The organism is Microbacterium sp. NPDC056057, from assembly GCF_042266945.1.
In the GTDB taxonomy this organism is placed as follows: Bacteria; Actinomycetota; Actinomycetes; order Actinomycetales; family Microbacteriaceae; genus Microbacterium; species Microbacterium trichothecenolyticum_C.
In genome coordinates this window covers 295,940-318,960 of the sequence record NZ_JBHJWS010000003.1, presented here as the reverse complement: position 1 = coordinate 318,960, position 23,021 = coordinate 295,940, and the positions used below count along the sequence as shown (strand labels likewise).

27 protein-coding genes and 2 tRNA genes are annotated in these 23,021 nt (G+C 70.1%); 16 read left to right on the top strand and 13 right to left on the bottom strand.

Features of this window, described 5'->3' with window-relative positions:
• Positions 1-51: 51 nt before the first annotated feature.
• The 7 genes from ACFC1K_RS13580 to ACFC1K_RS13550 are packed head-to-tail and all read left to right on the top strand — an operon-like array spanning position 52 to position 7,112.
• Positions 52-963, top strand: coding sequence for an ABC transporter ATP-binding protein (locus ACFC1K_RS13580; protein ID WP_375872028.1), 912 nt, complete (start codon positions 52-54; stop codon positions 961-963).
• Positions 960-1,769: an ABC transporter permease subunit gene (locus ACFC1K_RS13575; RefSeq protein ID WP_375872027.1), complete on the top strand. Its 810-nt coding sequence runs from the start codon at positions 960-962 to the stop codon at positions 1,767-1,769. The genes ACFC1K_RS13580 and ACFC1K_RS13575 overlap by 4 nt, the downstream gene beginning before the upstream one ends.
• A 10-nt stretch (positions 1,770-1,779) precedes the next feature.
• Positions 1,780-3,081, top strand: coding sequence for a sensor histidine kinase (locus ACFC1K_RS13570; RefSeq protein WP_375872026.1), 1,302 nt, complete (start codon positions 1,780-1,782; stop codon positions 3,079-3,081).
• Positions 3,078-3,779, top strand: coding sequence for a response regulator (locus ACFC1K_RS13565; RefSeq protein ID WP_375872025.1), 702 nt, complete (start codon positions 3,078-3,080; stop codon positions 3,777-3,779). Before ACFC1K_RS13570 ends, ACFC1K_RS13565 begins: the two co-directional genes overlap by 4 nt.
• 46 nt (positions 3,780-3,825) lie before the next feature.
• Positions 3,826-4,935: a mechanosensitive ion channel domain-containing protein gene (locus ACFC1K_RS13560; protein WP_375872024.1), complete on the top strand. Its 1,110-nt coding sequence runs from the start codon at positions 3,826-3,828 to the stop codon at positions 4,933-4,935.
• Positions 4,932-5,414: a globin gene (locus ACFC1K_RS13555; protein WP_375872023.1), complete on the top strand. Its 483-nt coding sequence runs from the start codon at positions 4,932-4,934 to the stop codon at positions 5,412-5,414. Before ACFC1K_RS13560 ends, ACFC1K_RS13555 begins: the two co-directional genes overlap by 4 nt.
• Positions 5,415-5,453: 39 nt before the next feature.
• Positions 5,454-7,112, top strand: coding sequence for an FAD-binding dehydrogenase (locus ACFC1K_RS13550; protein ID WP_375872022.1), 1,659 nt, complete (start codon positions 5,454-5,456; stop codon positions 7,110-7,112).
• A gap of 14 nt (positions 7,113-7,126) precedes the next feature.
• On the opposite strand, the gene ACFC1K_RS13545 is transcribed toward ACFC1K_RS13550, so the two are convergent.
• A complete protein-coding gene (locus tag ACFC1K_RS13545) occupies positions 7,127-7,804 on the bottom strand; it encodes a hypothetical protein (protein ID WP_375872021.1) in 678 nt (225 codons plus the stop codon).
• A gap of 111 nt (positions 7,805-7,915) precedes the next feature.
• Here ACFC1K_RS13545 and ACFC1K_RS13540 point away from each other — a divergent pair, with 111 nt between their 5' ends.
• The gene (locus ACFC1K_RS13540; protein ID WP_310291804.1) at positions 7,916-8,776 is read left to right on the top strand and encodes an acyl-CoA thioesterase II; all 861 of its coding nucleotides are present in this window, start codon (positions 7,916-7,918) and stop codon (positions 8,774-8,776) included.
• 20 nt (positions 8,777-8,796) lie between these two features.
• On the opposite strand, the gene ACFC1K_RS13535 is transcribed toward ACFC1K_RS13540, so the two are convergent.
• The 4 genes from ACFC1K_RS13535 to ACFC1K_RS13520 all read right to left on the bottom strand — a co-directional run bounded on the left by ACFC1K_RS13535 (position 8,797) and on the right by ACFC1K_RS13520 (position 12,214).
• Positions 8,797-9,309 carry an acyl-CoA thioesterase gene (locus ACFC1K_RS13535; protein ID WP_375872407.1) on the bottom strand — a complete coding sequence of 171 codons (513 nt, stop codon included), beginning with the start codon at positions 9,307-9,309 and terminating at the stop codon, positions 8,797-8,799.
• A 1-nt stretch (position 9,310) separates the two neighbouring features.
• A complete protein-coding gene (gene ettA, locus ACFC1K_RS13530; RefSeq protein WP_310291133.1) occupies positions 9,311-10,990 on the bottom strand; it encodes an energy-dependent translational throttle protein EttA in 1,680 nt (559 codons plus the stop codon).
• A 111-nt stretch (positions 10,991-11,101) separates the two neighbouring features.
• Entirely contained in the window at positions 11,102-11,629 is a 528-nt protein-coding gene (locus ACFC1K_RS13525) for a DUF6993 domain-containing protein (protein WP_375872020.1), read from the bottom strand.
• 42 nt (positions 11,630-11,671) lie between these two features.
• A complete protein-coding gene (locus ACFC1K_RS13520; RefSeq protein ID WP_375872019.1) occupies positions 11,672-12,214 on the bottom strand; it encodes a single-stranded DNA-binding protein in 543 nt (180 codons plus the stop codon).
• Between the two features lie 227 nt (positions 12,215-12,441).
• Here ACFC1K_RS13520 and ACFC1K_RS13515 point away from each other — a divergent pair, with 227 nt between their 5' ends.
• Complete coding sequence (locus tag ACFC1K_RS13515; RefSeq protein WP_375872018.1) at positions 12,442-12,705, top strand: hypothetical protein; 264 nt, start codon at positions 12,442-12,444, stop codon at positions 12,703-12,705.
• A 33-nt stretch (positions 12,706-12,738) separates the two neighbouring features.
• Here the strand turns inward: ACFC1K_RS13515 and ACFC1K_RS13510 are convergent, their stop codons facing one another.
• Positions 12,739-14,163, bottom strand: coding sequence for a PLP-dependent aminotransferase family protein (locus ACFC1K_RS13510; protein WP_375872017.1), 1,425 nt, complete (start codon positions 14,161-14,163; stop codon positions 12,739-12,741).
• A gap of 61 nt (positions 14,164-14,224) precedes the next feature.
• On the opposite strand from ACFC1K_RS13510, the gene ACFC1K_RS13505 reads away from it, so the two are divergent.
• Positions 14,225-14,833, top strand: a complete 609-nt coding sequence (locus ACFC1K_RS13505) for a YitT family protein (protein ID WP_375872016.1) — start codon at positions 14,225-14,227, stop codon at positions 14,831-14,833.
• 47 nt (positions 14,834-14,880) lie between these two features.
• Here ACFC1K_RS13505 and ACFC1K_RS13500 read toward each other — a convergent pair whose 3' ends face one another.
• Positions 14,881-15,093 (bottom strand): methyltransferase, encoded by a 213-nt coding sequence (locus tag ACFC1K_RS13500; RefSeq protein WP_220287448.1) that lies wholly within the window; start codon positions 15,091-15,093, stop codon positions 14,881-14,883.
• Positions 15,094-15,199: 106 nt separating this feature from the next.
• On the opposite strand from ACFC1K_RS13500, the gene ACFC1K_RS13495 reads away from it, so the two are divergent.
• The 6 genes from ACFC1K_RS13495 (at position 15,200) to ACFC1K_RS13470 (ending at position 17,287) form a co-directional block, all read left to right on the top strand.
• Positions 15,200-15,272, top strand: a tRNA-Arg gene (locus tag ACFC1K_RS13495).
• A 77-nt stretch (positions 15,273-15,349) separates the two neighbouring features.
• Positions 15,350-15,976, top strand: a complete 627-nt coding sequence (orn, locus tag ACFC1K_RS13490; RefSeq protein WP_310291146.1) for an oligoribonuclease — start codon at positions 15,350-15,352, stop codon at positions 15,974-15,976.
• Between the two features lie 38 nt (positions 15,977-16,014).
• Positions 16,015-16,090: transfer RNA gene (locus ACFC1K_RS13485), tRNA-His, on the top strand.
• 59 nt (positions 16,091-16,149) lie between these two features.
• On the top strand, positions 16,150-16,497 hold the full coding sequence (locus ACFC1K_RS13480) for a metallopeptidase family protein (protein WP_082496959.1): 348 nt from the start codon (positions 16,150-16,152) through the stop codon (positions 16,495-16,497).
• On the top strand, positions 16,497-16,796 hold the full coding sequence (clpS, locus tag ACFC1K_RS13475) for an ATP-dependent Clp protease adapter ClpS (RefSeq protein WP_375872015.1): 300 nt from the start codon (positions 16,497-16,499) through the stop codon (positions 16,794-16,796). Before ACFC1K_RS13480 ends, clpS begins: the two co-directional genes overlap by 1 nt.
• A complete protein-coding gene (locus ACFC1K_RS13470) occupies positions 16,793-17,287 on the top strand; it encodes a DUF2017 family protein (protein ID WP_375872014.1) in 495 nt (164 codons plus the stop codon). The genes clpS and ACFC1K_RS13470 overlap by 4 nt, the downstream gene beginning before the upstream one ends.
• Before the next feature lie 7 nt (positions 17,288-17,294).
• On the opposite strand, the gene ACFC1K_RS13465 is transcribed toward ACFC1K_RS13470, so the two are convergent.
• The 6 genes from ACFC1K_RS13465 to gatC all read right to left on the bottom strand — a co-directional run bounded on the left by ACFC1K_RS13465 (position 17,295) and on the right by gatC (position 22,985).
• On the bottom strand, positions 17,295-17,888 hold the full coding sequence (locus tag ACFC1K_RS13465; protein ID WP_375872013.1) for a hypothetical protein: 594 nt from the start codon (positions 17,886-17,888) through the stop codon (positions 17,295-17,297).
• Positions 17,863-18,183, bottom strand: a complete 321-nt coding sequence (locus ACFC1K_RS13460) for a hypothetical protein (protein ID WP_310291154.1) — start codon at positions 18,181-18,183, stop codon at positions 17,863-17,865. Before ACFC1K_RS13460 ends, ACFC1K_RS13465 begins: the two co-directional genes overlap by 26 nt.
• 82 nt (positions 18,184-18,265) lie before the next feature.
• Positions 18,266-19,528, bottom strand: a complete 1,263-nt coding sequence (locus tag ACFC1K_RS13455; RefSeq protein ID WP_375872012.1) for a DNA polymerase IV — start codon at positions 19,526-19,528, stop codon at positions 18,266-18,268.
• 103 nt (positions 19,529-19,631) lie between these two features.
• Positions 19,632-21,155, bottom strand: coding sequence for an Asp-tRNA(Asn)/Glu-tRNA(Gln) amidotransferase subunit GatB (gatB, locus tag ACFC1K_RS13450; RefSeq protein WP_310291158.1), 1,524 nt, complete (start codon positions 21,153-21,155; stop codon positions 19,632-19,634).
• Positions 21,155-22,675, bottom strand: a complete 1,521-nt coding sequence (gene gatA / locus ACFC1K_RS13445) for an Asp-tRNA(Asn)/Glu-tRNA(Gln) amidotransferase subunit GatA (RefSeq protein ID WP_375872011.1) — start codon at positions 22,673-22,675, stop codon at positions 21,155-21,157. Before gatA ends, gatB begins: the two co-directional genes overlap by 1 nt.
• A 10-nt stretch (positions 22,676-22,685) precedes the next feature.
• Positions 22,686-22,985, bottom strand: coding sequence for an Asp-tRNA(Asn)/Glu-tRNA(Gln) amidotransferase subunit GatC (gatC, locus tag ACFC1K_RS13440; RefSeq protein WP_310291162.1), 300 nt, complete (start codon positions 22,983-22,985; stop codon positions 22,686-22,688).
• Positions 22,986-23,021: the final 36 nt, after the last annotated feature.

Below are 23,021 nucleotides of genomic sequence, written 5' to 3'. Positions count from 1 at the left end.
CATCCCGGAGGCTGACGCGCGCGGGCACAGCTGACTCATAGCGTTGTGGGCATGATCGTTGCAGAACAGCTCACGAAGCGCTTCGGAGACAAGACCGCGGTGTCCAACGTGTCGTTCACCGTGCAGCCGGGAAAGGTCACCGGGTTCCTCGGTCCGAACGGCGCCGGCAAGTCGACCACCATGCGGATGATCGTGGGCCTCGACCGGCCCACATCCGGCACGGTGACCGTCGCCGGCCAGAATTACGCGCACCTGCGCTCACCGCTGACCGAAGTCGGCGTCCTGCTCGACGCGAAGGCCGTGCACACGGGTCGCTCGGCCCGCAACCACCTGCGCGCGATGGCCGCGACCCACGGCATCGGCCGTTCGCGCGTCGACGAGGTGATCGAGCTCACCGGCATCCAGTCGGTCGCCGGCAAGCGGGCGGGCAAGTTCTCGCTCGGCATGGGCCAGCGGCTCGGCATCGCGGCGGCGCTGCTCGGCGATCCGCGCACGCTCATCCTCGACGAGCCTGTGAACGGCCTCGATCCCGAGGGCGTTCGGTGGGTGCGCCAGTTCGTGCGGCACCTCGCCGCCGAGGGGCGCACCGTGCTCCTGTCCAGCCACCTCATGAGCGAGATGGCGCAGACCGCCGACCACGTCATCGTGCTCGGCCGCGGGCAGGTGCTCGCCGATGCCGAACTGTCCGAGCTCGTGCAGGCGTGGACCACCAACAACGTCATCGTGCGGTCGCCGCGCCTGTCGGAGCTCGTCGCCGCCCTCGCGGGCCCCGACGTCACCGTGACGGCGTCGTCCCCAGGGCTCGCCGAGATCTCGGGCGTCACCGCCGCGTCGATCGGCGACCTCGCCGCGTCGCTCGGCATTCCCGTCCACGAACTCACCTCCCGCACCGGATCACTGGAAGACGCGTATCTCGCCCTCACCGGCGACGCCGTCGAGTACACCTCCAAGGAGATCGCATGACCGCCCTCGCCCCCGCCACGCGTGCCGATGCCGGAGCGCGCGCCGCATCTCCGTACCGCCTGACGTTCGCGAATCTGCTGCGCAGCGAGTGGATCAAGATCACGACGCTCCGCTCGACGTGGTGGTCGCTCGGGATCACCGCTGTGCTCTCGATCGGCATCTCGATGATGATCGCGTCGGCGTCCGCCCAGTTCGGCGGCGGATTCCCCGCGGTCAGCGCGATCCTCTCGCCGACGCAGTTCACCATGCTCGTCGCCGGCATCCTCGGCGCGATCGTCGTCACCGGCGAGTATTCGACCGGCATGATCCGCTCGACACTCACCGCCGAGCCGCGTCGCGGCGCCGTCGTCGTGGCGAAGGCGGTCGTCATCGGCGTGCTCATCGCGCTGACGACCGTGGTGACCTACGCCCTCGCGATCGCGGCGACCGCCCCGTTCCTCGCCGAGGGGATCGACTGGTCGGAACCCGCGCAGTCGATCGTGCCGCTCGCGCTCGGCGTGCTCTCGATGGTGGTCTTCACCTTCATCGGCCTCGGCTTCGGGTTCATCCTGCGCAACGGCGCCGGAGCCATCGCGGTGACCGTCGGCGTGCTGTTCGTGCTGCCCATCGTGTTCAGCCTGTTCTCGATGTTCGGTGAGAGCTGGAGCTGGATCGCCGACCTCGCCGAGTACCTCCCGATGAATGCCGCGTCCGCGGTGACCGCTCCCGGCGCGGAGGACCTCGCGGTCCCGCTCGTCACCCTGGCCGCGTGGGGCCTCGTGCCGCTCGTGGGCGGCTGGGCGGTGCTGCGCGGTCGCGACGCGTAGAGTCGACCGAATGCCGCGAACCGCCAGCCAGGCCGTCGTCGGTGCCGCCTCCGGCACCGACGACGGCCTGCTGCTGCCGCGGCCCCCAGGCGTCTTCCGGCGCTTCTGGGCGCGGCATCCGCGAGCCGCCGATGTGATCGTCGCGGTCCTCGCGTTCCTCCTGTCGGCACCGACTGCCGCGTTCCGCTCCGAATACCCGGTCCCGCCGACGGTGCCGCAGACGGTGTACGCGATCGTCGTGGTCGTCGGCGCCTGCGTCACCCTGGTGTTCCGCCGCTCGCGGCCGCTCCTCGTCTTCGCCGCGGCGGCGATGCCCCTGGTGATCCTGCCACCGAGCCTGGTCCCGGCATCCCATGTCCTTCCGGCTTTCGCGATCTACGCGGTCGCGGTCTATCGGTCGGTGCGGTCGTGCTGGATCGCCTTCGCCACGGCGACCGGCCTGATGGCGGTGTACACGGTCATCGCCGGCCTGGCGGCTCCCGCGACGTGGGGCTATCTCGTCACCTCGCTGGTGTCGGGCGCGATCGCCATGCTCATCGGCGCGTTGATCGGGATCAACGTCGGCAACCGGCGGCGGTATCTCGAGGCTCTCATCGACCGATCGCGCCAACTGCTCGTCGAACGCGATCAGCAGGCGCGCCTGGGCGCCGCCGCCGAGCGCACGCGGATCGCCCGCGAGATGCACGACATCGTCTCGCACAATCTGACCGTCATCGTCGCTCTCGCCGAAGGGGCGACCGCGACTCCGGACCCGGCCCGCGCGCGGGCGGTCACGGAGCAGATCGCCGACACGGCGCGCGGCGCCCTGACCGAGATGCGTGCGATGCTCGGCGTGCTGCGCGATCCCGAACTGTCCCCGGACGCGCCCCTCGCGCCGGTCGACGCGGCGTCGGTCGCGGACGCGGTCGAGTCGGCGCAGCGCGCCGGGTTCCCCGTCGTGCTGCACGTGGAGGGTCGCCTCGACGATGTCCCCGCGGAGGTGCGGTTCGCCGTGGCGCGCATCGTGCAGGAATCCCTCACCAACGCGATGCGGCACGCCCCCCTCGCGACCACGATCGACGCGCGGATCGCCGTGCGGGCGGACGCCGTCGACCTCGACATCGTGAACGACGGCGTACGCCCCCGCACCGAATCGGCGGATTCGCCAGGGGGCGCGGGGTTCGGCCTCCCAGGGCTCCGCGAGCGCGCGGCGCACGTGGGCGGCACGCTGCAGGCCGGAGCGGTCGACGGCAGGCGCTGGGCGGTGCGCGCTTCGCTGCCCCTGCCGGCGCAGGCAGGCGCGAAGACCGACCTCGAGGAGAACGCACCATGACGACACCCATCCGCGTCCTCCTGGTCGACGACCAGGAGCTCATCCGACTCGGCTTCCGCCTGGTGCTCGAGGCCGAACCGGACGTCGAAGTGGTCGGTGAGGCGGCCGACGGCGAGGAGGCCATACGTGCGGTGGCGGCGCACGCACCGGATGTGGTGCTGATGGACATACGGATGCCGCGCACCGACGGGATCGCGGCCACCCGGTCGATCGTCGTCGCACACCCGTCGACGCGCGTTCTCGTGCTCACCACGTTCGACCTCGATGAGTACGCCGTCGGGGCGCTGGACGCGGGAGCGAGCGGATTCCTCCTCAAGGATGCGCACCGCTCCGAGCTCACCGCGGCGATCCGCGCCGTGCATCGGGGCGACGCCGTGCTGGCGCCGTCGGTCACACGGCGGCTCATCGACCGGCTCCACGCGGCGCCGCCCGTAACGGAGCGCGCGAGCCCGGCGAGCGACCCGACGGCCGAGCTCACCCACCGCGAGCGGGAGGTGTTCGTCGCGATCGCGCGCGGGATGAACAACACCGAGATCGCGGGTCACCTGTTCCTCAGCGAATCGACGGTGAAGACGCACGTCGGCCGCGTGCTGGCCAAGATCGGGGCGCGCGACCGGGTGCACGCCGTGATCCTCGCCCACCGTCACCGGCTGGTCGACGAGTCGGCGCTGCCCGACGGCGAGCGGTCCACAACCTGAGCGCCGCCCAGGCTGAGCGCATCCTCACCTCGTTAGGATCGTGACGATGATCAGCGTCCCCCTCGACACCACGACTCCTGACGAGCCGACCATCGCAGACATCGAGTTCTGGCAGGCGATCGGCGCGTTCTTCGTCCAGGCCGGCTGGAACCTGCTGGCGGTCGCCGGCATCATCGTCGGCGCGGTCCTGGTCGTGTGGATCCTCCGCTTCGTGATCCACCGGGTCGTCGGCCGCATCGTCAACGGCGCCAAGAACAAGGCGAACGTCGACGACACCCAGGCACTCGAGCGGTCGCCGCTCGCGTCCGTGCGGCTCGTCCAGCGCACGCGCACGCTCGGTTCGATCCTCGGCAACATCGTCAATGTGACGGTCGTGATCATCGCGCTGCTGCTGATCATCAACGTCCTGGCACCGACCGCTCTCGGATCCCTCACACTGCTCACGGCGGCGATCGGAGCCGGTCTCGGCTTCGGCGCGCAGAACATCGTCAAGGACGTGCTCAACGGCATCTTCATCGTCGCCGAGGATCAGGTGGGGATCGGCGACGTCGTCGACCTGGGACTGGCGACGGGCATCGTCGAGTACGTGAGCGTCCGTGTCACGCACGTCCGCGACGTCAACGGCACCCTCTGGTACGTGCGCAACGGCGAGATCCTGCGCATCGGCAACCTCTCGCAGGGATGGTCGCGAGTCATCCTCGATCTCTCGGTGGCCACGGACTCCGACATCGGCGAGGTCGAGAAGGCGATGCTCGACACCGCCAAGGAACTCGCGAAGGACCCGAAGTGGCGCACGCGGATCCTCGAGCAGCCCGAGGTGTGGGGCCTCGAGTCGATCTCGGGCGACGCGCTCGTCATCCGCCTCGTCATGAAGACCCGCGCGAACGCGAAGGACGACGTCGCGCGCGAGCTGCGCATGCGACTGAAGCACACGATCGACGAGATGGGCATCACGCTGCCCGCCCTCACCGCGGTCATGCCGAGCGGCCTCGAGGGCGCGCAGCGTGTCCGCGGCGCCAACCCGCCCAAGACCAAGCCCACGCCGGTCGCTTCCACGCCGGAGCGCCCCGTGTGGAAGCCGAAGCGAACCCCCAAGAAGCCGTCGACACCGCCCACGGGCGACGAGCCCGGCCCGACCACCGGAGGAACCCCATGACGGACCCGGCCACCCCGCTGAGCTTCTACGACGAGGTCGGCGGCCACGACACGTTCGTGCGGCTCGTCGACGTGTTCTACCGGGGCGTCGCCGAGGACGAGGTCCTGCGCCCCATGTACCCCGAGGAGGACCTCGGCCCGGCGCAGGAGCGGCTCACGCTGTTCCTCGAGCAGTACTGGGGCGGTCCGACGACGTACAGCCAGGAGCGCGGCCACCCCAGGCTGCGTATGCGTCACGCGGCGTTCCACGTGGACCCCGACGCGCGCGACCGCTGGCTCGCGCACATGCGGGTCGCCGTGGACGAGCTCCAGCTCCCGCCGCTCCACGAAGCCACCCTCTGGGATTACCTCCACCGCGCCGCGTATGCCATGGTGAATACCTTCGAGCCCTCGGGCATCGGACCCGCCGCAGGACCCCGGGCTGCAGCATCCATTCCCGTCACGGCGGCACCGCCGGCCGACGCCGACCCCGCTCGCTGAGCTTCGCCTCAGCCTCCCCTCGCCGACGAAGGAGTCGACATGCCCTCCCACCACACCGACATCCTCGTCATCGGATGGGGACTCGCCGGTCTCGTCGCCACCGCGGAGGCGGTCGCGGCGGGCAAGCGCGTGACGATCGTCGACCAGGAGCCTCGGTCGAATCTCGGCGGGCAGGCGTGGTGGTCGTTCGGCGGCCTCTTCTTCATCGATTCGCCCGAGCAGCGGCGCCTCGGCATCCACGACTCGCTCGAGCTCGCGCGGCAGGACTGGTTCGGCAATGCCGGGTTCGACCGCGACGAGGATCTCTGGCCCCGGCGCTGGGCCGAGGCCTACCTGCAGTTCGCGCACGAGGAGAAGCGCGCGTGGCTGCGCGAGAAGGGCGTCGGCTTCTTCCCGATCGTCGGCTGGGCGGAGCGGGGCGGGTACACCGCGACCGGTCCGGGCAACTCGGTGCCGCGCTTCCACATCACGTGGGGCACCGGGCCCGGGATCGTGGCGCCGTTCCAGGCGGCTGTGGAAGCCGGTGAGGCCGACGGACGCGTGACGATCCTCCCCCGCCACCGCGTCACGTCTCTCACCGTCGATGGCGGCGTCGTCACGGGCGCGGCCGGTGATGTGCTGGCTCCGTCCGGCGCCGCGCGCGGCGTCGCGAGCTCGCGCGAAGTCGTCGACACCTTCGAGGTCACGGCGGACGCGACGATCGTGTCGTCCGGAGGCATCGGGGGCAACCACGACCTCGTCCGCCAGTGGTGGCCCGAGCGTCTCGGCACTCCCCCCGCGAAGATGGTCACCGGGGTCCCGGCGTACGTCGACGGCTCGATGCAGCCCGTGTCGGAGGCTGCGGGCGCGCGCCTGATCAACGGCGACCGCATGTGGCACTACGTCGAAGGCATCCAGAACTGGGATCCGATCTGGCCGGATCACGGCATCCGCATCCTTCCCGGACCTTCGTCGGTGTGGCTCGACGCGACGGGCAATCGCCTGCCGGTCCCGCTCTTCCCCGGTTTCGACACGCTGGGCACGCTCGCGCACCTCCGCGCCACAGGGCACGACCACTCGTGGTTCGTGCTGTCGCAGAAGATCATCGAGAAGGAGTTCACGCTGTCCGGCAGCGAGCAGAACCCCGACCTCACCGGCAAGGACGTCAAGCTCCTCGCGAAGTCCCGACTCGGAAAGGGCGCCGCGGGTCCCGTGCAGGCGTTCATGGATCATGGCGCCGACTTCGTCGTGCGCGACAACCTCGACGACCTCATCGCGGGCATGCAGGCGCTCCCCGGCGGCGACGCGCTCGACGCCGACCGCGTCCGGTTCGAGGTCGAGGCTCGCGACCGTGAGATCGACAACGACTTCACCAAGGACGCGCAGATCGCGATGCTTCGCTCGGCACGCGCGTTCCGTGGCGACCGCCTCATCCGCACCGCGAACCCGCACCGCATCCTCGACCGCAAGTCCGGACCGCTCATCGCCGTGAAGCTGCACGTGCTCACCCGGAAGTCCCTGGGCGGCATCGAGACCGACCTGTCGGGCCGAGCGCTCGGCGCCGGCGGCGAGCCCATTCCCGGCCTGTACGCCGCGGGCGAGGCGAGCGGATTCGGCGGCGGCGGCATCCACGGCTATCGCGCCCTCGAGGGCACCTTCGTCGGCGGATGCCTCTTCTCGGGGCGGGTCGCCGGGCGCGCGGCAGCGGCGGCAGTCTGACCGGAAGGTCGGTGTCAGCTGGCGGATGAGCCCGTGCGACGCACCGGCGTGAGTCCGGCCGCCACCGGTCCGCGCACCAGCACGTGACCGCGCGTGAGGCTCACTCGCGTCCATGGTCCGCTCGCGAACACCCGCGCGGTCTCGCCGCCGCTGATGAAGCCGAGGCTCAGCGCTGCGAACGCGACGCCGAGCGGCAGACCTCCCAGCTCGTCGTCTGGTGCGCCCCACACGGCGGCGCGGACGGTGCGCACCACGTCCTCGCCGGCATCCGTCGGCACCGTGTCGGCGACGCGGGCGATCCCTCCTTGGGCCTTGGCGGCGAGCGTCGAGGCCTCGATGCCGGGCCGCGCGTCCCAGCCGCTGCGCGGCGGGGTGATGCCCGCCCAGGCGGGCGACAGGGCTGTCTCCGGAAGCGTGAGGGCGCGCGGATCGTCGGCGTTCGCAGACAGGGCGGATGCCTCGACCACGAGGTCGCACACGAGCTCGGGGTCCGCGTTCAGCGATCGGAGTGCAAGAACCGTCGGGGTCGGATCCCCGAAGCCGCGCGGCGCGAGCGGCGCCGCGGTCATCGCCAGGATGCCGCCTGAGGCCTGCAGTCGCACGCCCTCGACGGTGAAGCGCGCTGCCCGACCCGCGAAGGTGAGGGCGTCGGCGGCGGACTCGGGATCGGCGAGCAACAGGCGCGGTGACATCGCCTCTAAGCTACCAAGCGGACCTACGGGCGGCCGCCGCCCCGGAGAGGAGCACCCGTGGATGCCGAGCCGAACGCCGAGACCGCGCCGGAGAAGGATCCGGTCGCCTCGATGCTGTCGGTCATCGATCTGAGCGCATCCGATGCGCGCACCACGGAGGACATCTTCACCGGCGCATCGCAGTCGATGCCGCTCGGGCGCGTGTACGGCGGCCAGGTGCTCGCGCAGTCCATCGTCGCCGCGTCGCGCACGATCCCCGAGGAGCGGATCGTGCACTCGATGCACGGGTACTTCCTCCGCCCCGGCGACTCCGCGAAGGGCATCACGTTCTCGGTGGACCGCATCCACGACGGACGCTCGTTCTCGACCCGGCGCACGCAGGCGTTCCAGGAGGGGGTCCCGATCTTCTCGATGATCGCGTCCTTCCAGGACGAGGACCCGGGGCTCGAGCATCAGGAGCCGATGCCGGAAGGTGTGCCCGCGCCCGACGACCTGCCCGACATCGAGTCGCACCTCGGCGGTTTGCATCCGATGTCCAAGCGGCTCTTCACCGATCGACCGGTGGATCTGCGGCACGTCCCGGCGCCCATCTACGTCAGGGCGGACGCCGAGAAGGCGCCGCGCCAGGCTGTCTGGATGCGCGTGCGCCGCCCGATCCCGGACGACCCCGCGATCCACCGCGCCGCGCTCGCGTACCTGAGCGACCTCACCATCCAGGAGTCGATCCTGCGCGCGCACGGCGTCTCGTGGGCGACGCCGGGGCTGAAGGTCGCGAGCCTCGACCACGCCATGTGGTGGCATCGGTTCGGCCGCGTGGACGAATGGATGCTGTACGTCCAGGAGTCCCCGAGCGCCCGCGGTGGCCGGGGCCTCGCGTCAGGACGGATCTACGCCGCCGACGGCACCTTACTGGCCAGCGTGGCGCAGGAGATCATGATCCGGGTTCCCGAGAGCGGTGGTCACGCGGGCTGAGTCGCCGCCGGTCGGCCGGGTCAGCGGCGGTGCGTGTAGTGGATAGGCTCGCCGACGTAGGGTCCCCACGCCGAGCGCTCTTCGCCCGTGAGCCGGAGCGGGCGCCCGGTCTCAGCATCCACTTTCACGATGACCGTGGTGGCGCGTGCGTACAGCGTTCGACCGCCGGCAGCGGATTCGACCGGGCTGTAGACCTCGTAGCAGACCTCGATGCTCGACCCGCCCAGCTTGCCGAACCACATCTGCACGTCGAGCGGGTGCCGCTGATACGGCACGGGCGCCAGATACTCGATCTCCTGCCGGGCGATGAGCGTCAGCATCCCGCTGAAGATGCTCGAGTCCAGCACCGCCGTCGGCGGCGCGTCCTCGCCCGGCTCGGGCAGCCAGAACGCTCGCACTCGGGCCTCTTCGAGCAGCTTCAGCATCGACGTGTTGTTGACGTGGTTGAACGCGTCGAGGTCGCCCCATCGCAGGTGGATGGGGATGTGCAGGCGGCGGTCGCCGGCCGTGGCCGCGACCGCCGCGTCGCCCATCTCAGTCACGCGTGAGCTTGCGGTACGCGGTGCGGTGCGGACGTGCCGCCTCCGCGCCCAGGCGCTCGATCTTGTTCGCCTCGTACGCCTCGAAGTTCCCCTCGAACCAATACCACTGGTCGGGGTTCTCGTCCGTACCTTCGTAGGCGAGGATGTGCGTCGCGATGCGGTCGAGGAACCACCGGTCGTGCGTGATGACGACGGCACAGCCGGGGAACTCGAGCAGTGCGTTCTCGAGCGACTGCAGGGTCTCGACGTCCAGGTCGTTGGTCGGCTCGTCGAGGAGCAGCAGGTTGCCACCCTCCTTGAGGGTCAGCGCGAGGTTGAGGCGGTTGCGCTCACCGCCGGAGAGCACCCCCGCCTTCTTCTGCTGGTCCGGGCCTTTGAAGCCGAACTTCGACACGTAGGCGCGCGAGGGGATCTCGGTCTTGCCGACGGTGATGATGTCGAGACCGTCCGAGACGACCTCCCACAGCGTCTTGTTCGGGTCGATGCTCGCACGCGACTGGTCGACGTAGCTGATCTTGACCGTCTCGCCGATCTTGAGGGCACCGCCGTCGAGCGGCTCCAGGCCGACGATGGTCTTGAAGAGCGTCGTCTTTCCGACACCGTTCGGACCGATCACGCCGACGATGCCGTTCGGCGGGAGCGTGAAGCTCAGGCCGTCGATAAGCGAGCGGCCATCGAAGCCCTTCTGCAGCTTCTTGGCGTCGATCACGACGCTGCCCAGGCGCGGCCCGGGCGGGATCGTGATCTCCTCGAAGTCGAGCTTGCGCGTACGATCCGCCTCGGCGGCCATCTCCTCGTAGCGGGCGAGGCGCGCCTTGGACTTCGCCTGGCGGCCCTTCTGGTTCGAGCGGACCCAGTCGAGCTCCTCGGCGAGACGCTTGGCGAGCTTGGCGTCCTTCTTGCCCTGGATGGCGAGGCGCTCCGCCTTCTTCTCCAGGTAGGTCGAGTAGTTGCCCTCGTAGCCGATGAGGCGCCCGCGGTCGACCTCGGCGATCCACTCCGCCACGTTGTCGAGGAAGTACCGGTCGTGGGTGATGGCGATCACAGCGCCGGGGTACTTCTGCAGGTGCTGCTCGAGCCAGAGCACGCTCTCGGCGTCGAGGTGGTTCGTGGGCTCGTCCAGCAGAAGCAGGTCGGGCTTCTGCAGCAGGAGCTTGGTGAGAGCGACACGACGCTTCTCACCGCCCGAGAGCGGGCCGATCTCGGCGTCGCCCGGCGGGGTGCGCAGCGCGTCCATCGCCTGCTCGAGCTGGGAGTCGAGGTCCCAGGCGTCGGCGGCGTCGATCTCTTCCTGGAGCACGCCCATCTCGGCGAGGAGGGCGTCGAAGTCGGCGTCGGGGTCTGCCATGAGCCCCGAGATCTCGTTGAACCGGTCGACCTTCGCCTTGATCGCGATGCCGTCCTGGATGTTCTCGAGGACCGTCTTGGTCTCGTCGAGCTCGGGCTCCTGCATCAGGATGCCGACCGTGAAGCCGGGGCTCAGCTTCGCCTCGCCGTTGGACGGCGTGTCGAGCCCGGCCATGATCTTCAGGATCGTCGACTTTCCGGCGCCGTTGGGGCCGACCATGCCGATCTTCGCGCCGGGGAGGAACGCCATCGTGACGTCGTCGAGGATCAGCTTGTCGCCGACGGCCTTACGGGCGCGGACCATCGAGTAGATGTACTCAGCCATGCGGTTTCTGCTCTCTTTGGACTTCAGACGTCAGCGTCCCAGCCTACCGGGCGATGCGACGAGCGGCGTGAGCCGACCCACGTCCGAGATGGGGTGGGCGGCGCTCGGACGTCACCAGTCGATGGGCCGCGTCTGCCCGATGAGGCAGTTCCCCTCGGCGAGCACCGGCACCACGACGGTGACCGGGTCCCCCGTCGCCGGGCCCACCTGGCCGATGAGGCACTGATCGTTCCAGCGCACCGAGAACTGGATGCTCTCGGCGGGATTGCCCACCGTCGACTGGTCCTGGGTCACCTGCATCGCTGCCTTGTCGAACCCCGCCGCAGTGAGCGCGTCGATGTACGCCCGCCCCGTCACCCGGGCGTCCGTCGCCCACACCGCCGCCGTGACCGACGAGAACAGCGGGAGGTTGTCCTCCGCGGTTCCGTCCGGCACGAGCGTGGGCTCGGCCGGCGTCGTCGGCGTTGCGCTCGGGGTCGGGACGCCGTCGGTGATCGTCGTGGTGGGGGTGGGTGTCGCCTCCGGGTCACTGGGGCTGCACGCCACGAGTACCCCGACGAGCGCGACGGTGAGGATCACCCGCGCGGCGCGGCGTGAACGGACATCGAAGCGAGCGCGGGGCGGGAGGTCTCGGGCCACGGGGAGAGTTTAGGGCCGCCGGCCCCGCGCAAGCTGAACACCTCAGAAGGGCGCCTCCATGCCGTCCGTCGACGAGTCCCCGCCCGCCCCGACGACGACGAGCATCGGCCTCGCGGCCTCTTCGACCTCGCCCGCGGTCCCGCCATCGATCCCGGGGGTCGCCCACGCGTCGTCGCCGACGGGGGTCGGCCGCGCCGGGGCGGCGTCGATCGTCGCGCTGCGGGAATCCTTCACGAACGTCGTGGTCCCCCAGAGCAGGTCGTGCCCGATCGCCTCGGCGTCGATCTCGATCGCCGTGCCGCGGCGCGTGCCGTTGTCCCATTCCCGCAGCCGGAGGCGGCCCGTGAGGATCACCCGATCTCCCTTCTGCAAGGACTGGTAGGCATGGTCGGCCAGCGAACGGAACACCGACACGGTGTACCAGTTCGTCCCGGCGTCGGTCCACGCCTCCGCCCCGCGGTCGTAGCGGCGCTGACCGCTCGCGACCCGGAAGGTGGTGATCGGCACCCCGGCCGGCGTCCGTTTCAACTCCGGAGGTGTCGCCACGTTTCCGGTGATCGTGATGGTGTCGCCTCTGTCGCTCATCGCTCATCCTCTCTGTCTTCCGAGGACCCTCCTCGGTCCTGCCGGCGCCCCGTGCCCGAGGACGCCGGCAGTGGATCCAGCCTCGCCGCGCCGAAGCGCTCGGAGTGAGGGGTGCGGGCGATCTGTGGACAGCGGCGTCGTGCGCTTGCCTGGGGAGGAAACGCCGGAGGACATCGTCACCCTGAATGTCGGAGGGCGTATATATGTTCGAAGACGAAGGAGGCACCATGTCAGCTCTCGTCGAAACCCGCACCTCGGGCGCTCCGCTGCTCGAGTCGCGGAACCGCATGCGTCTCGTCGCCGCGGCGCCCTCCCTGTGGCGGGTCGTGGAACCGGGCGGCCGCGTGATCGGCCATCTCCAGGAAGTCGCACAGGCGGGCAGCATCCGCTTCCGCGCGCGGCGCTACAACCCCGCCGCTCACGTCTTCCGCGATCTGGGCGATTTCTGGAACGCCGACGACGCTGTCGAGTGCCTGGTGTTCGCCCGCTGAACCCGCACGGCGGGCATGGGGGCCGGTCGTTGTTCAGATGACCGCGCCGACCTGCTCCACGAGCGTCGAGGGCACGCCGGCACGGACCGACGACCAGGCGTCTGAGAGCACGTCTGCAGCGCGCACCATCTCCTCTGGCGGCGCAGTGAAAGGCACGCGGAGGTGCCGCTCGTGCCCGCCCTCCACGGAGAAACGCGGCCCGGCGCTCAGCAGCACGCCGCGCGCCCGCGCCTCGAGGACCAGCGCGGAGCTGAGCGGGGCACCCAGCTCGATCCAGAGCGAGACGCCGCCATGCACGTCTGGGACGTCCCACGAAGGCAGACGCTCCCCCAGCGCTCGCACCAGCGCGTCGCGACCCGATCGCAGCAGCTCCGAGCGCTGCCGGACGATGTCGTCGAACTGCGAGAGCAGTCGGGTGGCGATCGCCTGCTCGAACTCGGGCGTGCCGAGGTCGTGCGCTGGCCGCGCCGCGACGAGCCTGCGGATCAGGTCGCCGTCCGCGCGCACCCACCCGAGCCGCAGCCCGCCCCACACCGTCTTGCCCAGAGAGCCGATGCGCACCACCGTCCCGGGCTCGGACGCCGCGAAGCCCGCGGCGAGCGGTCCGCGGTCGATGTCCAGATCGGCGGTCGTCTCATCGAGGACAAGCACCGTTCCCGACCGCTCCCCCGCGGCGAGCATCGCTTCACGCTCGCCGACGCTCATGCTCCGACCCGTGGGGTTCTGGAAGTCGGGCATCAGGTACGCCATCACGGGAAGCGTCCGCGAAAAGGCCTGCTCCGCCCGATCGAGATCCCAGCCTTCTTCGGTCGTGACGGGCACGCCCACCAGCCGGGCGCCGGCCCGGCGGAGAGCGTCCGCCGCGTGCGGATAGGTCGGCGTCTCGACAAGCACGCGGTCCCCGCGGCCGATGAGCACGGTCGCCACCAGATGGATCGCGCTCTGGGCGCCCGTCGTCACGAGCACCTCATCCGGGCGCGTCGGCACCCCGCGAGCGGTGTATCGGTCGGCGATCGCTTCACGCAGCTCGATGCGCCCGAGGACGTCGTAGCCCACGCGCGACACCAGCGCGGACGCACCGCCTGCCGTCTCCGCCATGATCCCGGCCAAACCCGGCCAGGCGGGCGGGCTGGCCTGCTGGAGATCGATCATCCCCTCGCCGACGTCGGCGCGCCCGGGCTCTCGGCGCCCGAGCGGCAGCGTGACGCTGCCCGACCCGCGCAGACTCGCGATGTGAGCCGTCTCCCGAAGGCTCCGATAGGCCGCTGCCACCGTGCTGCGGCTCAGGTGAAGGGCGGACGCCAGCTCGCGCTCGGCCGGCAGGGCCGTGCGGGGGGCGAGGCGGTTGTCCAGACAGAGCAGGCGGATCCCGTCCGCCAGTGCTTCGTACGCAGGTTCGCGCGTGCGCCAGCCACCGAGGGCTGCCGACAGGGCGCGCGCAGAGATGCGGGAGTCCATGAGGCCAGAGTAGTCGCATTGGACTGCAGGCCGCGATCCAATTCTGCGATTGGATGGACCCATGCCACGCCGAATCGTCCAGCTGCTCGTCGGTCTCTTCCTCTACGGAGCGGGCTGCGCCCTGACCGTCGAAGCCGGCCTCGGCGTCGATCCCTGGACCGTCTTCGCCCAGGGGCTCTCCGTCCGCACGGGGATCGGCATCGGCTGGATCACCAATATCGTGGGCTTCTTCGTGCTCCTGTTGTGGATTCCGCTCCGGCAGAAGCCGGGCGTCGGCACGATCGCCAACATCCTCCTGGTCGGCACCAGCATGCAGATCGTGCTCGGTGCCGTCCCGCCGGTCTCGGGGTTCGTCGCCCAGCTCGCGACGCTGCTCGGCGGGATCGTCCTGGTCGCGATCGCGTCGGGCCTCTACATCGGGGCACATTTCGGGCCCGGGCCCCGCGATGGCCTGATGACAGGCATGCACGCGCGCCTCGGTTGGCCGATCTGGCTGTGCCGTGCACTCGTCGAGGTGTCGGTGCTGATCGTGGGATGGCTCCTCGGCGGCACGGTCGGCATCGGCACGGTGCTCTTCGCGGTCCTCATCGGCCCGCTGGTGCACGTCGCACTCCCCCTGCTCGACACCCGCAGGACGCGGACGCGCGTCGCCGCCGAGCACTCGGCGTGACGCGCGTCACCCGCACGGCGCACCCGCGACCGGGCGCGCCGTGCGGGTCAGTGCTCGCGGAACATGGGCCAGTCGCTGCCCGGCGTCATGTGCGAGTGAAGTGCGCTCTTCGCGATCTCCATCGTCGGGTACGTACCCGTCGCTTCGCTCGCGCCGGCCATGGTGACCGTGTAGCCGTCGTCGTCCTTGCGGATGCTTCCGGCGACGCCGGATGCTCCGTAGGCGACCCAGAGAGGGTGGTGCGTCTCCGTGGTGCTCATCGGTGAACTCCTTTCGATGCCTCCGGTGTCGACGCTACGCCGAGAGTCCGTCATCCGCCAGCGTCCGCGACGGCGTGGTGCGACCCGGTAGTGTGGAAGGACCTTTCCCTCCGTAGCTCAGGGGACAGAGCGAGCGGTTTCTACCCGCAAGGTCGGGGGTTCGAATCCTCCCGGAGGGGCGAACGGGTCCGGCGTGGGAGTCGGCACCTGAGTCCAGGCCCGTGGGATGTCTGGACTTGCGATAAGGATGGAGCACATGGTGGGTGCATCCGAGAACGACCGTCTGGTATGGATCGACTGCGAGATGACGGGCCTCGACCTGGGCGTCGACGAGTTGGTGGAGATCGCCGTGGTCGTCACCGACTTCGAGTTGCGAACGCTCGACCCGGGCTTCTCGGTGGTGATCAAACCGGACGACTCGGCGCTGGCGAACATGAATGAGTTCGTCACCAACATGCACCGCTCCTCGGGGCTGCTCGACGAGATCCCGCACGGCGTGAGCCTGGCGGACGCCGAGTTCCAGGTCCTCGAGTACATCCAGCGGTTCGTCCCGCTCGAGGGCAAGGCTCCCCTCGCTGGCAACACCATCGGCACGGACCGCATGTTCCTGGCGAAGTACATGCCGCGGGTCGACCGCTGGCTGCACTACCGCAACGTGGATGTGTCGAGCATCAAGGAGCTCTCTCGTCGCTGGTACCCGCGCGCGTACATCCACGCACCCGCGAAGGACGGCGGCCACCGCGCCCTCGCAGACATCCTCGAGTCGATCCGCGAGCTCGCCTACTACCGCCAGGCGGTGTTCGTTCCGGAGCCCGGTCCGACGAGCGACGGCGCGCGCGCAGCGGCTGCTGCCGTCGTGTCGTCTTTTGCCCCCGAGGTGTGAGAGAATCGTCTGGTTGCCCCGCGCGAGCGGGGCACATGGTGGGTATAGCTCAGTTGGTAGAGCGCGGCCTTGTGGTGGCCGATGTCGCGGGTTCGAGCCCCGTTACTCACCCCAAGTCAGATCGAATGGGGCGCGTCTCACGCGCCCCATTCGCGTAGAAGCGGGGCATCATGATGGAGATGGATGCCGCCACCTTCGAGACGCTCGTGATCGACGAGCTGGATGCGCTCCCCGACGACATGGTCGAGGGCCTCGACAACGTCGTATTCGTGGTCGAAGACCGGCCCGAGGACGGCAGCCTCGACCTGCTGGGGTTGTACGACGGCTGGGCGCTGACCGAGCGCGAGCGCTACGGCATCGGCGAGCTGCCGGACCGCATCATCGTGTACCGCGAACCCCATCTGGCGGTCTGCGACGACGAAGACGAGTTGCGCGATGAGGTCCACACGACGCTCGTGCACGAGATCGCGCACTTCTACGGAATCGATGACGACCGCCTGCACGAGCTGGGGTGGGCATGATGGCCGCGCTCGCCACACCGTCGGTCGACGAAGACATCGATCTCTCCGAGCTCGTCGATCCCGCGCGCCCTTGGCAGACCGTCGTCTGGGACGATCCGGTCAACCTCATGAGCTACGTGACGCACGTGTTCCGCGAGTACTTCGGCCTCGCCCGCCCGGACGCGGAGCGCCTCATGCTCGCGGTTCACAACGAGGGGCACGCGGTCGTCTCGCGCGGCCCCCGCGAGCAGATGGAGATGCACGCGCAGGCGATGCACGACTACGGCCTGTGGGCCACCGTGAGACAGGAGCCCCGATGAGCGACCGGGTCGTCGTGCTCGAGGTCGCCCGCCTCGAGGCCGCCCATCTCGCGGGCCTGGTCGGCCAGTTCGCCGAACTGCTGCGCGAATCCGCGCCCGACGACGGCGACCCCGCCATCGCCCGGCTGGTGCCGTCGGCCTACTCGGACGACGAGGACGCGGCGCGGGAGTTCCGGGCGCTCACGCAGTCCGACCTGCTCGATCGGCGTGCCTCCGACGCAGCTCTCGTGCTCGCATCCCTCCAGGACGCGTCCGAGATCCCGGAGGACCCCGACGACCCGGCACTGCTGGAGCAGGTGGAGATCAGGATCGCCCCCGAAACGGCTCAGGCCTGGTTGCGCACCCTCGCCGCCGTCCGCCTGGTGCTCGCCACCCGGCTGGGCGTCGTCGACGAGGACGACCACGAACACGACGATCCGCGGTTCGGCGTCTACGACTGGATCGGGTACCGGCTCGACGGTCTCGTCGCGGCTCTCGACAACGAGGACTGAACCGCGCTCACGGCACGGGGAACACGAGGGACGCGAGGCTCATCGGATCGTCGCGGGTCACGTGCTGCTGTTCCTGGCGTGCCCATCGATCCCAATGCGGACGGTACGTCGAGCCGTCGCGGGCCAGGGCGCGCTCCTTGCGCGACGCCGCCGGCGACTCGAGCCACACCCGCACGTCCGCGAGCCGGGCGGTCGCCGGGGTGAGCGCACCGGAGCCTTCGACGATGAGCGGCAGCGACGGATCGACGGCATGCGCCTCGGCAGGTTCGCCGACGGTCCAATCCCACCGCTGCCACACCCCCACGAGTCCCTTGGCGTGCGGGGTCAGGATCAGCTCCCGCGCGAGCGCGACGCCGTCGTCCAGTCCGTCCCAGCCCGGGTAGATGGAATCGAGCGCCACCAGTTGAACCCGGCCGCGCAGCGGCCATCTCGCCACGAGTGTGCGTGCGAGCGACGTCTTGCCCGCACCGCTTCGTCCGTCGATGAGGACCACGGGATTGGATGCGGCGACCTCTGCGACTGCCGCGATGATCCGATCGACCGCGATCCCGAGCGAATTGCCGACCGCGTCCGGGTTACTTCTTGAGGGTACGGATGACACGGCTGAGCGCGCGACCGGCGAAGAAGACGAACGGAACCGCGACCGTCAGGAGCGCGATGATGTTCGGCTCGAACCGGAGGTCATCGCCCCGACGGATATATGCGCCGACCGGGATGGCCCAGCCGCCTCCGCCGCCGCCGCCGTTCCCCGCCTCGTCGGATCCGCCGCCGAAGCCGGACCACGTCAGCGCCACCGGGATGATCCGGACGCCGTCGACGTCCTGCTGATCGCCGTATGCGCTCTTCACGCCGAAGGACGCGGACTGCTTGCCGAGTTCGAGTGCGATGTTGGGCATGTTTCCAACGTACCCGCCGCCGCGCCGCACGCACAGCGCGCAGGGGAACTCCGACGACCCCGTCCAGCCTCGTACGAGCGCGTCACCCTTGGTCGAGCCGGGGCGGGGGCGGGCTGGACGGCAGGGTGCCTCCGCCCCGCGTACCGAGCAGTGTGGCGCGGGTGACCGCGCCGCGTCCGAATTTCGCGGTGGCACCGTCGAGCGCGTCCTCGATGCGGCGCCATCCCTCATCGTCGTCCCACAGCGTCGGCATCGCCGCGCCCGCCGGGCGCAGCTTCTCCGCGCGCACGCCGATGAGCCGCACAGGCAGCGCTCGATCCACCGACGCGAACAGTTCGTGGGCGGCATCGCCGATGCGCTGCCCCACGGCCGTGGGCTCGGTGAGCGTCTGGGAGCGGGAGATCGTCGTGAAGTCCGCGTAGCGCACCTTGATCGCGACGGTCGACGCCTCCCACCCGCTGCTGCGCAGTCGGGCACCCACACGATCGGCGAGGCGCCGCAATTCGGAGCGCAGGATGGCGGTGTCGCCGATGTCTTCGTGGAAGGTCTCTTCGTGCCCCACGCTCTTCTCGACGCGGCTCGTGTCGACCTCGCGCGCGTCGATCCCCCGCGCCAAATGCCAGATCCGATCCCCCATCGCGACTCCGAGAGCGCGATCCAGGAGCTCGCGGGGCGTGTCGAGCACGTCGGCGATGGTACGGATGCCGCGTGCCTCGAGCGCTTCGGACGTCTTCGGGCCGACGCCCCACAGCGCGCGCACCGACCGCGGCGCGAGGAACGCGGCCGTGTCTGCTTCCGCGACGATGAGCAGCCCGTCGGGTTTGCTCATCGTCGAGGCCATCTTCGCGACGTGCTTGGTCGCCGCGACGCCCACGCTGCATGTGAGGCCGGTCTCGTCGAGGACGCGGCGGCGCAGCATCCGTGCGATCTCTCCGGGACTCCCCCACAGCCGGCGCGCGCCCCGCACGTCGAGGAACGCCTCGTCGATCGACAGCGGCTCGACCAGCGGGGTGACGGCGCGGAAGATGCGCATGACCTGCGCCGACGTCTCGAGGTACCGGTCGAAATGCGGAGGGACGACGACCGCGTGCGGACACAGTCGGAGCGCCTGACCGACCGGCATGGCCGAACGCACCCCGTAGCGCCTAGCCTCGTACGACGCGCTGGACACGACCGAGCGGCCGTCGGGCGCGCCGATGATGATCGCCTTGCCGCGCAGCGACGGATCGTCCAGCTGCTCGACCGACGCGTAGAACGCGTCCATGTCGACGTGCAGGATGCCGGCGCCACTGTCGTCGGCACCCTCTGGTGAGACGACACGGCCGGTCCCGTCGCCACGCCCCATGCCTTGATCCTTCCACCAACGTCGGACATCGACAGCGAGAGGGCGGATCCCGGTCGGAATCCGCCCTCTCGAAGCACCACGCGTGCGCGTGCACCCCCGGCCGTTACGCGCTCGTCGACCCGGCGCGCTCGAGCACGAGCTCACGCACGCGCGCGGCGTCCGCCTGGCCCTTCATCGCCTTCATGACCGCGCCGATGACGGCGCCCGCCGCCTGCACCTTGCCGTCGCGGATCTTCTCGAGCACGTCGGGCTGAGCGGCCAGCGCCTCGTCGATCGCCGCGATGAGCGCGCCGTCGTCCGAGACGACCGCGAGGCCGCGGGCATCGACGATCTCCTGCGGTGTGCCCTCGCCGGCGATCATGCCCTCGAGCACCTGGCGCGCGAGCTTGTCGGTGAGCGTTCCCGCGTCGACCAGTGCCTGCAGCGCGGCAACGTCCGCGGGGGTGGCGAGCTCAGCGGGTTCGCGCCCCTCGGCGTTCGCGATGCGCAGGAGTTCGCCGGTCCACCACTTGCGTGCCGCGGCGGGCGACGTGCCCGCGGCGATCGTCGCCTCGACCTCGGCGAGAAGACCGGCGTTCACGACGCCCTGGAAGTCGATGTCGGCGAATCCCCAGTCCGCCTTGAGACGGCGGCGGCGGGCCGCCGGCGGCTCGGGCAGCGCGGCGCGCAGCTGCTCGATCAGCTCGATGGACGGCGCCACCGGCAGCAGGTCGGGCTCGGGGAAGTAGCGGTAGTCGTCCGCGTCGGACTTCGGACGACCGGGCGACGTGGTGCCGGTGTCCTCGTGCCAGTGGCGCGTCTCCTGCGTGATCGTCCCCCCTGCGGCGAGGATGGCGGCCTGACGCTGGATCTCGTACCGCACGGCACGCTCGACCGAGCGCATCGAGTTGACGTTCTTCGTCTCGGTGCGCGTGCCGAGCTTCTCCTGGCCGCGCGGACGCAGCGAGACGTTGGCGTCGCAGCGGAGGTTGCCGCGCTCCATGCGCGCCTCCGAGATGCCCAGTCCGATCACGATGTCGCGGATCGTCGCGACGTACGCCTTCGCGATCTCGGGCGCGCGGTGCTCGGCGCCGAAGATCGGCTTGGTGACGATCTCGACGAGCGGGACGCCGGCGCGGTTGTAGTCGACGAGCGAGTACTCGGCGCCCTGGATGCGACCGGTCGAGCCACCGACGTGCGTGAGCTTGCCGGCATCCTCTTCCATGTGCGCGCGCTCGATCGGCACCGTGACGATCTCGCCGTCCGCGAGCTCGATGTCGACCGAGCCCTCGAAGGCGATGGGCTCGTCGTACTGCGAGATCTGGTAGTTCTTGCCCAGGTCGGGGTAGAAGTAGTTCTTCCGCGCGAACCGGCTCGACGGCGCGATCGAGCAGCCGAGGGCAAGGCCCAGGCTGATCGAGTACCGCACCGCGGTCTCGTTGACGACGGGGAGCGCGCCCGGCAGTCCCATGTCGACGGGAGCGACGAGGGTGTTCGGCGCTGCACCGTGGTTCGCGTCGTTCGCCGGGTTGGCCGCCGCCGAGAACATCTTGGTCTCGGTATTGAGCTCGACGTGCACCTCGAACCCGAGCACCGGCTCGTAGAGCTCGAGCGCCTTGTCGAAGTCCATCAGCTTGTCCTTCGCCATCAGCGGGCACCTCCGTTCGCGCCGAGTGCCGGCGCCCTGTCGAGGAGCGGGCCGCCCCACGAGTCGACGAGCAGAGACTCCAGCGCCGCACCGACGCGGTACAGGCGAGCGTCCTCGTGGGCCGGGGCGAGGAACTGGATGCCGACCGGCAGGCCGTCCTCGGATGCCAGGCCCGACGGGATCGAGATGCCGGGCACACCGGCGAGGTTCGCCGGGATGGTCGTCACGTCGTTGAGGTACATCTGCAGCGGGTCGTCGATCTTCTCGCCCAGCTTGAACGCCGTGGTCGGGGCCGACGGCGTCGCGATCACATCCACCGTCGAGAACGCGTCCGCGAAGTCCTGCTGGATGAGCGTGCGCACCTTCTGGGCTGAGCCGTAGTACGCGTCGTAGTAGCCCGCCGACAGAGCGTAGGTGCCGAGGATGATGCGGCGCTTCACCTCGTCGCCGAAGCCGGCGTCGCGGGTCTTGGCCATGACGTCCTCGACGGTGCCGCCGGGCACGTCGACACGCAGTCCGAAGCGGACCGAGTCGAACTTCGCCAGATTGCTGGATGCCTCGGCCGGGAGGATCAGGTAGTACGCGGCGACGCCGTACTCGAAGTGCGGCGCGCTGATCTCGACGATCTCGGCGCCGTGGGCCTCCATCGCGGCGAGAGCCGCGCGGAAGGACTCCGACACGCCGGTCTGGAAGCCGCTATCGGGCAGCTCGCGGATCACACCGACTTTGAGTCCCTTGAGCACCTGGCCGGTCGCGCCTTCGCGGGCGGCCGCGGCGAACGACGGCCACTCGTGGGCGAGCGACGTGGAGTCGTGCGGGTCGTGCCCGCCGATCACGTCGTGGAGGAGTCCGGCGTCGAGCACCGTGCGCGTGACGGGGCCGACCTGGTCGAGGCTCGAGGCCAGCGCGATCGCGCCGTAGCGGCTGACGCCGCCGTAGGTCGGCTTGATGCCCACGGTGCCGGTGACGTGCGCCGGCTGGCGGATGGATCCGCCGGTGTCGGAGCCGAGGGCGAGCGGTGCTTCGAAAGCCGCGACCGCGGCGGCCGAGCCACCGCCCGAACCGCCGGGGATGCGGGAGAGATCCCAGGGGTTGCGCGTCGGACCGTACGCCGAGTGCTCGGTCGACGAGCCCATCGCGAACTCGTCCATGTTCGTCTTGCCGAGCGGGACGAGACCCGCGGCGCGCGAACGCGCGACGACGGTCGCGTCGTACGGCGACATGTAGCCCTCGAGGATCTTCGAGCCGCTGGTCGACGGCATGTCCGTCGTGACCAGCACGTCCTTGATGGCGAGGGGAACGCCCGCGAGCGGGCCGAGGTCGTCACCGGCTGCGCGCCGGCGGTCGATGTCGGCGGCCACGTCCAGCGCATGCTCGCTGACGTGGAGGAAGGCGTGCACCTCAGCATCGACGGCGGCGATGCGATCGAGGTGGGCCTGCGTGGCCTCCACGCTCGACACCTCGCCGGCGGAGAGCTTGTCTGCGAGCGCGGAGGCGCTCAGCTTCGTGAGATCGGTCACGTCGGGCCCCTTACTGCTCTTCGCCGAGGATCGCGGTCACGCGGAATCGGCCGTCCGCGGAATCCGGTGCGTTCTGCAGCACCTGCGCGGGTGTCAGCAGATCGCCGGGCACATCCGAACGGAAGATGTTCTCGAGGGCGATCGGGTGACTGGTGGCGGGGACGTCGGGGGTGGCGACCTCGGAGACCTTGGCGATGTTGTCGACGATGGCGTCGAGCTGGCCGGTGAGGCGCTCGACCTCTCCGTCGCTCAGCTGGATCCGGGCGAGCACACCGAGATGGCGCACGAGATCGGGGGTGATTTCAGACACCAGACAAGACTACCGGGGCCGCACCCATGGCCCCGG